The 14,582-nt window shown below is 58.2% G+C and carries 10 protein-coding genes; 5 read left to right on the forward strand and 5 right to left on the reverse strand.

From position 1 onward, the window contains the following. Positions 1–227 precede the first annotated feature (227 nt). Complete coding sequence (locus tag F2P44_RS32235) at positions 228–3,311, reverse strand: toprim domain-containing protein (protein WP_167093843.1); 3,084 nt, start codon at positions 3,309–3,311, stop codon at positions 228–230. A 134-nt stretch (positions 3,312–3,445) separates the two neighbouring features. Here F2P44_RS32235 and F2P44_RS32240 point away from each other — a divergent pair, with 134 nt between their 5' ends. Then, positions 3,446–3,838 (forward strand): helix-turn-helix domain-containing protein, encoded by a 393-nt coding sequence (locus tag F2P44_RS32240; RefSeq protein WP_167093845.1) that lies wholly within the window; start codon positions 3,446–3,448, stop codon positions 3,836–3,838. Between the two features lie 91 nt (positions 3,839–3,929). Beyond that, positions 3,930–4,544, forward strand: coding sequence for a histidine phosphatase family protein (locus F2P44_RS32245; RefSeq protein WP_167093846.1), 615 nt, complete (start codon positions 3,930–3,932; stop codon positions 4,542–4,544). Positions 4,545–5,663: 1,119 nt separating this feature from the next. On the opposite strand, the gene F2P44_RS32250 is transcribed toward F2P44_RS32245, so the two are convergent. From F2P44_RS32250 to F2P44_RS32265, 4 genes are all read right to left on the reverse strand, one after another. Beyond that, a complete protein-coding gene (locus F2P44_RS32250; protein WP_167093847.1) occupies positions 5,664–6,221 on the reverse strand; it encodes a tetratricopeptide repeat protein in 558 nt (185 codons plus the stop codon). Between the two features lie 74 nt (positions 6,222–6,295). After that, complete coding sequence (locus F2P44_RS32255; RefSeq protein ID WP_167093848.1) at positions 6,296–8,704, reverse strand: RHS repeat-associated core domain-containing protein; 2,409 nt, start codon at positions 8,702–8,704, stop codon at positions 6,296–6,298. Further along, positions 8,701–11,394 (reverse strand): RHS repeat domain-containing protein, encoded by a 2,694-nt coding sequence (locus F2P44_RS32260; RefSeq protein WP_167093849.1) that lies wholly within the window; start codon positions 11,392–11,394, stop codon positions 8,701–8,703. Before F2P44_RS32260 ends, F2P44_RS32255 begins: the two co-directional genes overlap by 4 nt. A gap of 296 nt (positions 11,395–11,690) precedes the next feature. Next, positions 11,691–12,107, reverse strand: a complete 417-nt coding sequence (locus F2P44_RS32265) for a hypothetical protein (RefSeq protein ID WP_167093850.1) — start codon at positions 12,105–12,107, stop codon at positions 11,691–11,693. Between the two features lie 376 nt (positions 12,108–12,483). Between F2P44_RS32265 and F2P44_RS32270 the strand changes: the two genes are divergently transcribed. The 3 genes from F2P44_RS32270 (at position 12,484) to F2P44_RS32280 (ending at position 14,498) form a co-directional block, all read left to right on the forward strand. Then, complete coding sequence (locus F2P44_RS32270; RefSeq protein WP_167093851.1) at positions 12,484–12,771, forward strand: CopG family ribbon-helix-helix protein; 288 nt, start codon at positions 12,484–12,486, stop codon at positions 12,769–12,771. Next, positions 12,768–13,070 carry a type II toxin-antitoxin system RelE/ParE family toxin gene (locus F2P44_RS32275; RefSeq protein WP_167093852.1) on the forward strand — a complete coding sequence of 101 codons (303 nt, stop codon included), beginning with the start codon at positions 12,768–12,770 and terminating at the stop codon, positions 13,068–13,070. Before F2P44_RS32270 ends, F2P44_RS32275 begins: the two co-directional genes overlap by 4 nt. Positions 13,071–13,460: 390 nt before the next feature. Then, positions 13,461–14,498, forward strand: a complete 1,038-nt coding sequence (locus tag F2P44_RS32280; RefSeq protein ID WP_167093853.1) for a sensor histidine kinase — start codon at positions 13,461–13,463, stop codon at positions 14,496–14,498. Positions 14,499–14,582 lie beyond the last annotated feature (84 nt).

A 14,582-nucleotide genomic window follows, 5' to 3' on the forward strand; every position in this document is an offset into this window, starting at 1 on the left:
ACTCGCCATAGGAGGTGCGTTTTCAGGGGCAAATTGCGCACATTTCGCCGTAACCCGCGCCAGCACTGGCGTTGTGGCCGATTTCACGGCCCGACCGGGGGCCGACCACCCACCGACCAGGGGCCGACCGGGGGCCGACCGCGAGCGACCACGCCCCGACCGCCGCCCGTCGTAGGCGTCCAATGCGCCAGCATCGAGCAAGCTCGCATACAAACCGCTGGCGGCGCTCATGCCTCGCCCGCCAGCGTCGGTACGATCAGGATCGGTACGACCGGCGCGTGGCCGTTCGCCATAGGAGGTGCATTTTCAGACGCGAATGGCGCGTTTTCCGCCGAAACCCGCGCCAGCACTGGCGTTGCGGCCGATTTGACGGCCCGACCGGGGGCCGACCACCCACCGACCACGGGCCGACCGGGGGCCGACTGCGCGCGACCGTGCCCCGACCGCCGCCCGTCGTCGTCATCCAAAGCCCCGGCATCGAGCAGGCCGGTCAGGTGCGGCGCGTTGTTGCCGTCGCCGTCATAGAGCATTTCATACACATAGCCCTGCCCACGCTCGGCGCGGTGCACCAGCAGGTATTCCAGCTCGGCCAGTCGGCCCAGGTGAATCTTGAGCTGGGTGTCGCCCCAGCCGGTCGCCTCGCGCACGTCCTTGCGGCTAAAGTGATACTCGGTGCGGCGGATTCCCAGCGCTGCGGCCGACGTATCGACCAGCGCATCGACCAGACTCAAGAGTCGGCGCGTCTGCGGCGGCAGCTCGTCAAGGCTGCGGCCCAGCACCTCATGCGTCAACCGGTTGGCCTGCTCGATGTCGGACGCCGTGACCTCGATGTATTCCAGCGCAGCGCCGTTGCTGCCCATCGTGCTCTTGGTGGCGCGCTGGTGTTGGTGCAGCAAGGCGATGGTGTCGATCAGCGTCAGGTATTTTTCGTGATCGCGCCGGGTTCGCGTTTTATCCGACAGGAACGTGAGCTGGTCGGCGTAGGGATTGACCACGGCCAGCGGGCGCAGCAGGCGCTGTGCATTGCGGTGCAGGGCCAGCATCGCGTCCTTGCCCTGTTTCGCCATCAGGCCCGACAGCATGCGCCGGTTGCGTTGCAGGCTGTGGATCGCCTCGGTTTGCTCGCGCCCTTCATCGACGGTGAGGACGATGCAGCGGTTCATCAGCTCTTCGTCGATCTCGATGGCCGTCGTGGTCAGGAAGATCATGACCGGGCCGGTGACGCGGTATTCCTGGGTGATCAGGTTGCCCGTATTGGCGTCCTTGCCGGTCGATGCAATCATCAACTCGCCCTCGCTTTGCAGCAGCTTCAAGGCGTAGCTGGCCCGGCTCGCGCCTTCCTCTTCAACGATGGCCAGGATCTTGTGCTGCAAGTTCGTCTCGCCCATGTAGAACAGACTCTGGCCGGTCATGGCGCTGTACTTGATGCGTTCTTCCTCCGGTATCATCGCCAGCACCGCATCCATCAGCGAGCTTTTACCGGCCGCGCTTGACGACTGCACGACGATGGCCAGCGGCCTATCGAGCTTGCGGCTGACTGCGGCCAGGTAGCCAACGAGCTTGTTGGTGCGTTCGCCGACCAGCCCGCAGGCATCGAAGTCGGCCACGATCCGGTCCAGCAGGTCGGGCGCGCGCAGCAGTGCCAGCGCGGCATCGCGCTCGGCATCGGTCATGGTCGGCACGGCCGGCGCTGTTTTCGTCGCGGACTTGATGCGCTCGTCCTGCAACGCTTCCAGTTTGAGCAGGATGCGCCCCAGGTCGTGTTTGATGAGGTCGTCACGCACGGCCAGCTCCTTGGCCGCGTACAGCAGGTACTGGCTGCGCCCGCGCGCGCTGTACAGGTCCAGCGTATCAACGAAGTAGGCATCCTTGCAGGACACGAGCAGGTTGATCTTGAGCGTTTCCGGCGACAGATTTTTCGGCAGGCCGCGCACGCGATAGCGCCGGTCACCGAAGGTGAACACCACTTCGTCATCCTTGATTTCGGCCTCGATGGACGCCGCCGCTGGCGCAGCCGTGGGCGAAGCGGCTAAGCTGGCGGAGTCCGACGGCGCAACGACAGCGGTGGCGGTGGCCGCATCGGATGCCGGTGTCGGTGCCGGCTCAGGTGCGGCCGTCACGACCGGCGCAGGCTCGGCGCTGGTGCCGGCGATGCACTCCATCGTCTCGACGTGCTGGCCGGGTGCTGCCTGCGGCGCGACGCCCTTGCCGCACCATGCCGCCTTGCGGATCAGGATGCCAAGGCTTTTCGATGCCGGCGTGACTTTCAAGGCGTATTCGTTGGCGTCCATCCCCTTCGGGAACTGGATGCGGTAGCACTCGATGCCGATTGCATTCAACTGCTCGACCAGCGCGCCGGCCGCATTGTCGCCCGCGTCGTCGCGGTCATATGCAATCAAGACGCGCTTGGTGCTGTGCCGCTCAAACGCGGCGATATGGTCGGGCGTAAAACCGGACGTGCCATAGCTGGCCGTGACGTTGTGATAGCCCGCCTGCCAGAACGTGAGCGCGTCGATCAGCGCCTCGCACAGGATGATTTCCTCATGCTGCTGCAACGCCGCCTCGTTCCATACGCCCTGGTGCGGCCCCGGCAGATACAGGTGCGTCGGCGTACCGGTGCGCAGATCGTCACGCAGCTTGCGCGCGTAGGCTTCGGTGACATTGCCGCCAATGTCGATGACCGGCACGACGACGGAGCCGTTGAAGTGTTCGTGACCTGTTTCGCGCAGGATGCCGATGCTTTGCAGACGGCCCTTGAGTTCTGCGCCGGCTTTGACGTTCTTGGCCGGGAGCCGGTAGCCCAGCGTGCGGTTGGCGTAGCCCAGCCTGAAACGCTCGATCATTTCCGGATCGGTCAGCCCGCGCTTGGCCAGGTAGGCCAGCGCTTCCGGCGATTCAAGCAAGGTCTGGTGATAGAAGTCGATGACCTGGTTGAGCAATTCACCGTCGGCGGCCGACGGCGCTGCTGGCGACGGCAGCTTGCGCGTGCGCGATACCTTGACCGGCTCGCCAACCCCAGCGGCTAAAGAAGAATCGGCACGCAGCAGCTCGACCGCATGCCGGAACGATACGCCGTTCGCCTTCATGACCCAGTCAATCGGCCCGCCGCCAGCCTGGCACGCGCCAAGGCAGTGCCACAGGTTTTTGTCGGGGGTGATGACCAGCGAGGGCGTCTTGTCGGCGTGGAACGGGCAGCGGCCCAGCAGGTTGTCGCCGTGGCCCTTCAGTTCGATGCCGCGTGCTTCGGCCAATTGCTGCACCGATACGTCTTTTTTTAGTCGCTCGATCTCATCTTCCGGGATACGTGCCATAAATCGCCTTCCTCTCAAAAACCTGTCAACACGCCAAACAGCTATTATTATGATAGCGATGTAGCTATAATTGAGCAAGCGCTTTTAATCCGGGGGGTACAGTGTCACTTTCGTCTCAACTGAGTTTCTGGAAGATGGAATTTCCCAAACGACTGGCCCACATCCGCAAACAGCACGGCATGACACAGCAGCAACTGGCTGACCGTGCCGGTACGCACGTTGTGCAGATTCGCCGATATGAAGGTGGGGTAAGCCAGCCCGCCGTCGATGTCCTTAAACGGCTCGCTATCGCTCTGTCTGTAAGCGCCGATGCGCTACTGTTTGATGAGTCCGAGCGCGGCCCGGATGATGATCTGCGCCTTCAATTCGAGGCACTGTCGGCTATGTCACCGGAAGAGAAACAGGTGGCAAAGGCTGTGCTGGAAGCGATGATCGTCAAGAACCAGGTGACCGGCGCTGTGGCCGGCACACTCGCCCGTGTCACACCGTCAGCAACTAAAAAAGAGAAGGCGTCGGCCAGCAAGTAACCGACCGCCGTCTTTTTGCAACTCTGTAACCCCACGCACCAGCCGGGGTTGGGGGAGGCTTTTTTTGTTAACTATAAACAAATAGCCACGTATGCCTACATTAACCGTCCGCTTCATTCGCCACGGCGAGAGCGCCGCCAATGCCGGTGCCGCCACGTCCGACCCCGCCAACATTCCGCTAACCCAGCTCGGCCATGAGCAGGCGCAGGCCATCAGCAACAGCTTCGGCGCTGCACCGGATTTGATCGTGTATTCCCCATTCCAGCGCGTGCGGCAAACGGCTGCGCCGACGTTGGCGCATTTTGCGGCCGTGCCGGTGGAAGCCTGGCCGATCCAGGAATTCACGTACCTGGCCCCGGCGCGCTGCGCGCACACGACGCCCGAACAGCGCAGGCCGTGGGCGGCGCAGTTTTGGGATGCGGCCGACACGCTGGCCATCGATGGTCCGGAGGCAGAATCGTTTGCCGCCTTCATGTGGCGCGTGTCGGCCGCGCTGGATCGCCTGGCGGGGTTGCCCCTGGCGTCAGTGGCGCTGTTCGGTCACGGGCAGCACATGCAAGCCGTGCGCTGGTCGATTGCTCACCGTCCGCAAATCATCGATGCCGACGCCATGCGCGCCTTCCGCGCTTTCGACTTGTCCCACCCGATCGCCAACGCGGCCGGCTTCGAGGCCACTTGTGAGGCCGGCATCTGGGCGCTCAAATAGCCCGACAGGCTTGTAATACAAATTCCTGGGAAATCGGCTGCACAATCAGGCAGTTATTCCTGCTTGTCTTACATCGGCGACTTTTGTAATACACGGTTTCCTTGATTCTACGGGCCGTACGTCGAACCTGTAAGGTGCGTATGGTGTAGAACATATTTGGACGGCTAAACCACCGGGATTTTCAGCCTGGACGCGCCTTCAACACCCCACCGCCAGCCGCCAAAGAGCGTATCCATCCTCGGTTTTTCACCCGATGTGCAAATCCGTGAAAGCCGGCGCAAATATCTGCAAGACTTTGAAAGTCGCTGCAAGACAGTGAAATTTATTGCAAATAGCTGAAATTCGGGTCTCGGGGCAAAGCCCTGAGTTGACTGCGACGGGCGCGAAGCGAGCTAGCGGGCGAAACACTGGATGGAGAGCGCGGAGCGATATCCATCCAGCATCCTGTCCTTCGTCTCGGGGTAATGAATGCTGTAGATTTGCGGCGAATTTGCCGGGGATTTGCGACCAATGCTGTGAGGCTGATTGACGGATCGCGGACCGAGTGTACGTGAGGTCACGAGAAACAACGGGTCAATTTGCGGCCGACCGGTTCAAAATCGTCAGCGCTGAACGCACCCGTCACACCTACCGCCCGGCCCCGGCCGTATTACACGGATAGCCATCAACCACGGGCGCTATGACCAATTTCGGCAGCAAGTGTCATACCGAGAATTTGATAGTGTCATACACGGGAAGCCTGCAACGGCGGGCTTTATGGCAAACCGGAGGGTTGCGTGATGTGTGAGGAATTGGAGGGGGCTGCGGGGACTCCCCGCGCACCCCGTCGCCACAGTGTTTTTGCGGGTTTTTAGTACCAGGACTGATTTTTCTGTCTCCCGAATGGGATACGACTAGGATACGAATAAGCTACAGCAGGATACGGGCGAGATACGGACAGGGTACGAACAGGATACGGCTCACGTCACCTGGCGTTGACGCGGCTAACTCCCGCCTTACTGCTCCGTTCGTGGACGTTTCTCACACTGCCCCGTGCCCGCCCAGCTGACCGACCTGACCCGATCTGACCCCATGCCGTTCCCGACCCGTGCCGCGCTTTCAGAGCTGCCCCCGGCCCGCTTACTTCTTTAACTTAAAAACAAATTTTGATCGCTGTGCAAGCGCACCTTCTACTTCGGCCAAAATTTGTTCTCTACTGCGCACCCCCTCGTTAGCAACGTGGGTCTTGAAGCCAGGACCTACACTGGAGAGGTCGGCAATCGCTTCGTCGTAATCACACATCTTTAAGCGACACACTGCACGGAAGAAAAATGCACCCTCAGTGTAATAGACACTGCCAGCTTGAACGTCGGCGCCAATTGCACTAGTAAATGCACTTATGGCATCTACTGTCGAGCCGACCTTCAATAGCTGAAGTCCAAGAAAGTAGAAATCGGCGGGTTCATAGGGGGAAATCGAAACAACCTTTTGCAAATCTCTTATGGCGCCATCCACGTCTGAAAACTGAAGTTTCACGGCTGCCCGTTGGCGTAGTCCAGCAACTGCTGTTCGCTGATCTTCAATTAGCCAGTTGCAAACCGCTAACGCATCTTCGAGTTCACCTGCGGCAGCGAGTTTGTTCGACGAATGCAATATCAATTCGAGGTCATCTTCAGATTGCGGTCGGATTAAGCTCATCTCATGGCCTCTTTTTTGGGGGAATAAATTCTGCGTGCCTCTCAATCGATTTGCGCGACATATTGATCACAGTTCTATTTCTTATCTCCGTAGTCAACGAGGTTTCCACCACACGCTTGGCTGACCAACCCGATCGCACATTCTTCTACATTGTAATACCCCCCAGTAACCCCCTTAACGTTACGTTTCTTACGGCGCCCTGCCTGTTGTTGCATTTGCTCAAAGATAAGTGCCCTGCATGTCGCGCGGGCGTTATCCCATTGTTTTTCACAATCCGCCTTGCTTGGGTCACCGCACATCATGCTGCCGATAGCACCGCCAATCGCAGTCCCGGCCCATATGCCTCCTGCCGCGCCAGCCCTACTGCCACCGATTGCCCCGACGGTCGCACCAGCACTAGCGCCTGCTGCCGTCCCCGCGACCGGTACGATGGAACCGGCGGCGCCGCCAACAATTCCACCAGCTGCACCTCCGGCGGCTCCACCTCCATAATATCCGGCTGCGCCACCGACTGCCCCGCCTACCGCTTTGCACGCGGCCATGCAGGTCGAATCCAAGCCGAAGGGATCGATAAATGTCAGCGGATTACCGCCGACATAGCCGTAGGTGTTAATGCCGCCCTCAAGGCCAATGGGATCGCTCTGCACATACCGCCCCGTCTGCGGATCGTAATCCCGATAGTAGTTGTAAAACAGGTTCGTGTTGCGGTCGTAGTACTGCCCTGGCATTCGCATATTGAACGTAAACGCACCCACACCGCTTGGATTTTCGTTCGGTGGAGTCAGCCCGAACGGGTCACCATTATCCCAGCGCCAGACAATCTTGTTGTCGAGCGGGCGCGTGATCAGCCGTGGCGTTCCCAAATGATCCGGATGGATATGGAACACGTTAACCGCCGTGCTTTGGGTCGGTGCTGTTCCCGTCACTGTCTGCGTCAGCACCGCCACCGGCAGGTTGCCCAGGTACACCGTCTCGCGTGTCGCCTTGCCGTTGAGATAGCTGTACTCACCTACCAACTGTCCTTGTTCATCATAGACGAATATACCACCACCGTTAGTCTGGAATACACGCTGATCCAAGCCGTTGAACAGCTGGTGAGCCGTGACAGCACCATTCTGGACACGGTATGGCCGAGCCCGTCCACTATAAGTGACGATGAGCGTGCCATCAGTGGTCAGATTACCGGCGCCGTCGTAGGTATTCGTCTTGGCCGGCCCGGGACCTGTGGTCGCGCTCAGCTTATTGCTGAGAGGATCGATCGTGTTCGTGTAGCTGTTCGCCCCGAAACCAGCCTTGATGCGGTTACCGGTAGCATCGTATGCATAGGTCTGGGTGGTGCCGTTGCCGCCGTAGCTGGTCAGGCGATCGAGCTCGTCGTAGCCGAAGGTCTGGTTCAGACTGGCAGGGCTGGGCGCTGTACCGGTGCCAGTATGCGTGTATCCCTTGACTCGGCTAGCAGCATCGTAATTGACCGTGCGGACCACTCCGCTTGCCGAAGGTTTCCCCAAGGTGTAGCTGCTGATTCGCCCATCCAGGTCGTAGGTGCGCACGTGCTTGTTTGCGTCCGCTTGCGTGCTGTTGCCCCATGTCCAGCCGGTGGTGCCGCCAAACGGTGCGTAAGTAATATCGTTTAGCAAAACAATGCTGCTGGTAGTGTTCGTGCCGGGACCGCTGGCCTGAACCGGATTGAGCGTGACGCTGATAACCTGGCCCGCCACGTTGTATCCATAATTGACCCGGTTACCACTCGGGTAGGTCACGCTTGCCAGCCGGTTGGCAGCATCGTAAGCATAAGTGAGGGTATGCGTGTTGGTGTAGCTCCCCAACCCGGTCGTGGTCTGGGCTTTGGTCACCAATCGTCCGAAACCGTCGTAGGTGTAACTCGTGTTACCCGATTCATCCGTCATGCGGGTCATTTTTCCGTACGCCTTTGGCGTCGGGGTCGCGCCGCCGTCGTATTCAAACGTGGTGCTGACGGTACCCGTATAGTCGATCCGGGTCAGACGGTTGAGCGCGTCATAAAGATAGGTATTCGTCTTACCGCGGCCGTCAATGCTCGTCTTCAGATTTCCGGCGGCATCGTAAGTCGACTTCGTCAGGCCCGTATCAGGGCTACCCAGCTCAGCCTGATTGCCCAGGCCATCGACGGCATAACGCGTTTCGAGATTGCGTGGGTCCGTGACCTTTGTCAGCTGGTCGATCCCGTCATAGCCGTACTTGACGGTTGGACGAGCGCCATTGGTCAGCGGCTGCTGCACCTGATTAACGCGGTTGAGCGCATCGTAGGTCTGGGTCGTCACGCGTCCCAATGGATCTGTTATTTCGGACAGGTTGCCGCCCAGATCGTACTTATAGCGGGTGGCTGTGTCTGGCACTGTCTGCGCTGCTGCCAAGGTTCCGGTGAACGAACCAAGCAGCGGGGTGTAGGTCATGACGACGATCATTGCGCCGGACGTCAAACGGCTGAAAGTGCGGCGGCTCATTGTGCAGCTCCGCTTTGGCTCGTCATGCGGCCCATGGTGTCGAAAGTACGTGAAATCTGACGCGCGAGCGTCCCGTTGGGATCGCGCACCTCTTCCCTGACCCGGTTGCCCGTCAGATCGAGCACGTAGTCGATCCTGTTGCCGCGGCTGTCGGTGATGGCCGTCAGGCGGTGTGCTGCGTCGTAGCTGTATTTAATGATGCTGTTGTCTGGCAAGGTAATTTTCTTCATGTTTCCCACGTGGTCATATTCATAAATTGTCGTTGCCTGCAGCCCGGTTGAACGCACTATCTTGCTCAGCAGTTTCCCGCGCGGCGAGAAGACCAGGTCGGTTGTCATGCCGTTGTGCGCTTCGATCAACAGGGCATTGCCGTGTTTGTCGAACTTGGAAAAACGCGTTGTACGGTTCAGTACATCCTTTGTGGTTTCCAGATTGCCGGCAGCATCGTAGGTAAAGGTGGTGCGATCAACGATATCTGTTCGCGGTCCTGTGACGGTCAGAACTTGGCCGCGGCCGTTGACTTCGTATGTCCACTTGCGCGGCAACCCCAAGACAGTAGCGTTAAAGCCAAGTACGCCGGTTTCATCGGTGGTTGCCTGTTCCGTTTTCGTCAACAAATTGCCAGCGTTATCGTAAACATACGTAATGCGTTTTTTCGGCTCGGAAATCTGCGATGGCAAGCGATATTTGGCATGCCATAGGGTATTGACCTTGCGCATAGGTGCGGTGAGGCTTGTCGCGGCAAGCAGGGTGGTGCAGCTGGCCGTGCTGGAGCCTCCCTCAACCCGGGTGGTTTCAAGATTGCGCGACAGATCGTAGGCGAAGCAGCTCAGGTTGCCTTTCCAGTCTTTCAGGGTGCTGTCGTTCCCGTTCACATCGTAAGTGCGCGCAGCATAGTCGCCGCACTCGATGCACGGCTTATTGATCGAGGTATTGCGTACGCTGCCGAGAACGCGGCCGAAGCTGTAGGTAGTTGACGTGGTGATAGGGCTCAAGGGCAGGCCTGTGTAATGCTCCACAACTGCTGATGTATAGGACCCATCGGCGTTATAGGCGATTTTTACTTTTTTCACACCATCTGCACGTTCCGAGGAGGTTGCCCGGCCCAGGCAGTCGTAGGTCCAGCTGATGTGGCGGTCGCCGTTTTCGTCGATATATCCTGTCCAAGCATTGAGCAGATTGCCAAAGCCGTTCCCCACTCCAGGCATGCCAGGGCACGCAGCGCCGTTGTTAATGTGCGCCGCCTCGTTGTACATGTACGTTCTGCTGGTGGCATCGGGATACGTGATTTTCGTCAGATTATTTGCGCTGCATGCCGCGTTGTTCGCGTCAGGGCTCAGGCACCCGCCGGAAACCCCATCGTATTCGTAAGCGTAGGGCTCACCCGCGGGATCGATTGCCTTGGTAATGCGCCCCTTACCGTCATACTCAAAATGGAGTTTGAATCCGAGACTGTCAGTAACACACATGAGTTTCCCGGCAGGAAGAAGAGGGCCGGCTTGGACGTAGCCGCATGCGGGTGCATTAGCGGGGTTTCTTCCCACATTGCTGTCATTCGTCGCACCGTTGCTATAGGTAAAACGCTGCGTCACGCCATTACGGAAAGTCTGCGAAATAAGCTCTCCGGCACCGGAGTAGCGTTCGATCATATCGCCATTCGCCGTTTGGTAAGTCCATTCGTCGATGGCCGTTTTGCCGCTGTTGAAGACGGGCGTGAGTGTGTCACTATTGGTGGCGTCGCCTTTCCACACGCCGTCTGTCAATTTAAAGAAATGCCGCTTTCCGTCTCCCCGCACGATCGACACTGCTTGAAGAGGGAGGGTGGAAGAGGGACTAGCTGTCTCGCATCTGGAAACAGTGCCAGTATCGTCGCGTTTAAAGCAGGTTGCATAGCTCGTGCCTACTGCCGGCAATTTTTCGGCTTTAAGAACGGCATCAAAAGGTTGGGTCCAGCGTGCCCCGAACGAACGGACCACTGCGGCGTCCCAATTGAAAGGGCTGCTGTTATATGTTCGGCGAATGGCAAGAGCGCTAATCGGTGAGGCGGACGTGTAGTCGTTCTCAATGTGCCACATGTTTCCTGTGCCAGGATTGATCGGTTCGCCGCACTTTGGCTGTGGCGCACCGCCGCCGCAACTTGGGCCGTTGTCCGACGGCTTGCCAGGTGGGGCTTCAGGCTCGGGAACGGGTGTTTCTGTCACGCATTTGTCGACATCCGGATAGTATTTTTTCCCTACGGGGCAAAGGCATGTGTCACTTCGCTTATCGATAACAAACTCCCCGCCGCCCGCTGGTGTCGGGCTGCAATAGGCAACTCCCGGACTACGTGCGTCGACCTGACCATTCGAGACGAGGTTGTATAAACAACGGATATTTGCTACCGGGCCTACAAGATTTGGCTCTTCCGACACGGCGTCTGGATCGACGCGTGGAGATGTAAACATTCCGGCAAAATAGTCGGCAAAACGCACGCATGCAGCTTGCCGCGATGTCACGGGAGCAGACGTCGTGTTCACCATGTACATGTATCTGACTTCCGGCGCTGCCGCTCGCACCGAAAATGGGAACAACATCAAAAAAAACCAGAAGGTTGCAGATTTCGCGACCTTGCCTAAAATTGAACATTTTGCGATCAGGTGCTGCCCGGAGCCACCCGCTTCTTTTATCCCGAAAAATACGAAATTGCCCATACATCTCCTAAGGTCGCGCACGAAAATCGTCTGATCCGTACATAGGCTGTCGGATGTGAGGCAAATATTCAGTGCCTATCATGGTCAAAAAATTAAAAATGTTATTGTAGCATCTATTTAACTTAAGGGAAAGATTTATTGATAATTTTATATGATTTTTTGCATTCAACCGCACATGCAGAACTCATTAGTGTTGTCGATAAGTGTATCTCGATAAAATAAACCCTTTTGCCGTGGAATAAGACAGCGGGCTGGTCGCCGTTGTCGGCGTAGAAATCCAGCCCTCGTTCTCCTGTTTATTCCGAACGGGTTTCCGCTAGTTCGCGCCGCACCGTCTGTTTTAGTGCCGCAGGCGCGCTCTTCTGCGTCCGGAGCACCGCGTCTTGCCGCATGGCCTGGACACGCCTGATGACGCCAGGCATGTTGACCCTGATCGGGGTGGTCGGATTTTTTTCGTTCCAGTCGTCGCGCCACGCGCGCGCCTCGCCAACCATCGCCATGTCGCCGGCGGCCAGGCCCTGCGCCCAGTGTTCGGCGATTTCCATCGAGCGCATGCGGTTTTGGCCTACCATATTCAGGGCCTGGCCCTTGGCGTCCTGGATGTCCGCAGTGCTGTTCGGCTGGAAGCCGATCATCTTCATCAGCGCCTCGGCGTTGCTGGTGTCATTGACGTTGTAGCCGCGGGGGGCGCGATAGGCACCGGAGGTCATCATGTCGGCGCCTTTTGCGACATTGCGCACGGCGGCCGGCGTGATGTCGAGCGCGGCGCCGGACAGATCGCCACCCAGCAGCTTGGGGTTTGAGGTCCAATGGACCGGTTATGCTCAGCAGAACATAACCGGTCCACTGCACCTTAAACCCCAGTGTCGGAAGTTCGCCTACTAGGTTGTAGTCCTACGCCTTACGCTCTGCAACACACGTATCTTTTGTCATACTAAAACGAATTGCGCACCCGTGGAACACCCCACTCTGTTGGGCGGCTCTGTTTGCATTTTGGTGCTTGCTAACCGGTGCATATCAAGTGTCGCAAGGTGCTCACCCTTGTGTGTGCTACTATGTGATTACGGTGTAACACATAGGAGTGAGGCCATGAGCGAAGCGACCTTTACCTTCCGAGTCGATGAAAGCCTGAAAGACCAATTTACGACAGCCGCCAAGGGCCGCGATCGTACTGGCGCCCAGTTGCTGCGCGACTTCATGCGTGACTTCGTTCGGCAGCAGGAAGAAGCGGCAGAACAAGACGCTTGGTTCCGTCGCCAGGTCCAGATCGGCCTCGACTCGGCCAATGCTGGCAATCTGGTTCCGGTGGCTGAGGTTGAGGCCAAGTTCACCGCCAAGCGCGCCGCCACACGTCGCCGGCTGGAAGCCGGCGAATGAAGGAGTTGTTTTGGACACCAGTCGCGATCCAAGACCGCGACGACATCTATGAATACATTGAGGCCGACAACCCGGCCGCCGCGCTCGCCCTTGATGAGCTGTTTGCAGAAAAGGCGGGCCGCTTGGTAGATCATCTTGGGCTGGGCAAGCCTGGCCGCGTTGCCGGTACTTGTGAGCTTGTAGCGCATCAGAATTACATCCTAGTCTACGACACTACCGGGGACCTGGTGCGCGTGCTGCGTGTGCTGCACGCCAAGCTCCAGTGGCCTCCTTCCCAGCTTGGCTCGAAAAACCGTTGAATTGACTTAAAGTTAACTCTTGAACCGGTCGGGTGAGGTTACACGTAAAGGCGAACGCAACTTTTCTTGTAACCTGATTTTGTGTAACTTTTTAGGCGCGTTTACAGATCCTAGCCCTATCTGGACGGTGGCGTGCCGCGTAAACATGAATCGGCCACCTTGCCCCTTGGCGGGCATGCCGCCGGCGCCAAATGCATCATGCCTGGCCAAGGGCGAGACGATCCGATGCCATCCCCTTGAAAGTGCCCCAATTGAAGGCCCTTTTCGCAAGAGTCAGTTTTTCAGACTATCGAATTGGAGCGAATTTTACGGCTTTTTGCGCAAGGTGAATGTGAGATAGAAATCATGCTTACTGTAGACTTGCTGCTTCCTTCACGGCGAGCTCCAGTCATGCCTCAACACTTTCACTCCCTCGGTCGGCGCATCGTACGCGCCTATCTGCTCTTCTCGCTGGGCACCTGCATCCTGTTCGCAATTGCCGCTGTCATCGTCGTGGAAGGGATCGAATCGCGCTTGGTTGATGAGCGTCTTAAAGATATAGCGGCTTGGGCATCGCCTCGTCATGCCGGTAAACTTCCGGTCGAAATGCCGGCAGGCGTGAGCTTTAATCACGGCCAGTCGATTCCCCAGTCCCTGCGCGATTTGCCTTCAGGTGTGCACGACGTGATGGTCGACGGCATAGGGCTGCATGTCTTTGCCGGACGCGATGCTACCGGCCCATTCGTCGTGGTCGATCATGCATCCGATTATGAGGACGTGGAACTGGCGGTCTATAGCCTGCTGCTAGTTGGCCTTTTCGTTTTCATCGCCATGTCGCTCTTGCTGGGGCATTTCGTGGGACAGCGCGTCGTCGGGCCAATTGCCGAACTGTCGGCGGCAGTGAAAGAACGCCGAGCCGAATTACCCTTGCAGAATAATAAGGACGAATTGGGCATCCTAGCCCGCGCCTTTGCTAACCACACTGCGGAATTACAGGTTTTCTTGGAACGGGAACGCAGCTTTACTGGAGATGTCAGCCATGAATTGCGCACGCCCTTGACCGTAATTGCGGGTGCCGGGGAAATACTAGTCGAGGCCACGTACGGCCAGCCGCATTTGCACGCCCCAGCAGAGCGTATCGTGCGCGCCGCGAAAGACGCGTCGGACAGCGTTGAGGTACTCTTGCTGCTAGCGCGTTCGCCCGACCTCATCGAATCGGAGCCGCTTTCGATGGCACAGCTTGCGCGAGAAGAGGTCGCGCGCTACCAAGGCTTGATTGGCGCCAAGCCGATCGTCTTGACCTTTTCCGGCGGAGAGGATTTTTTCGTGCATGCGCCAGTCCGCCTGCTGTCTGCTGCAATCGGCAATTTGATACGCAATGCCTGCCTGTACACCGACGAGGGCCAGGTCATCACGTTATACACAACTCCGAACTCCCTGTCGCCATGACGAGAAAACCCGTTAACATTCAAGGAGTTACAGCCGCCACTTGTAAACTGTAGCGAAATGGCGTTTACTCTTGCCTTTTGGACG

The organism is Massilia frigida, from assembly GCF_011682175.1.
In the GTDB taxonomy this organism is placed as follows: domain Bacteria; phylum Pseudomonadota; class Gammaproteobacteria; order Burkholderiales; family Burkholderiaceae_D; genus Telluria_A; species Telluria_A frigida.

Coding starts and splice junctions, on each gene's coding strand:
- F2P44_RS32245 (WP_167093846.1), top strand. CDS start 3,930: ATGCCTACATTAACCGTCCGCTTCATTCGCCACGGCGAGAGCGCCGCC.
- F2P44_RS32250 (WP_167093847.1), bottom strand. CDS start 6,221: ATGAGCTTAATCCGACCGCAATCTGAAGATGACCTCGAATTGATATTG.
- F2P44_RS32270 (WP_167093851.1), top strand. CDS start 12,484: ATGAGCGAAGCGACCTTTACCTTCCGAGTCGATGAAAGCCTGAAAGAC.
- F2P44_RS32240 (WP_167093845.1), top strand. CDS start 3,446: ATGGAATTTCCCAAACGACTGGCCCACATCCGCAAACAGCACGGCATG.
- F2P44_RS32260 (WP_167093849.1), bottom strand. CDS start 11,394: ATGGGCAATTTCGTATTTTTCGGGATAAAAGAAGCGGGTGGCTCCGGG.
- F2P44_RS32265 (WP_167093850.1), bottom strand. CDS start 12,107: ATGATGACCTCCGGTGCCTATCGCGCCCCCCGCGGCTACAACGTCAAT.
- F2P44_RS32275 (WP_167093852.1), top strand. CDS start 12,768: ATGAAGGAGTTGTTTTGGACACCAGTCGCGATCCAAGACCGCGACGAC.
- F2P44_RS32280 (WP_167093853.1), top strand. CDS start 13,461: ATGCCTCAACACTTTCACTCCCTCGGTCGGCGCATCGTACGCGCCTAT.
- F2P44_RS32255 (WP_167093848.1), bottom strand. CDS start 8,704: ATGAGCCGCCGCACTTTCAGCCGTTTGACGTCCGGCGCAATGATCGTC.
- F2P44_RS32235 (WP_167093843.1), bottom strand. CDS start 3,311: ATGGCACGTATCCCGGAAGATGAGATCGAGCGACTAAAAAAAGACGTA.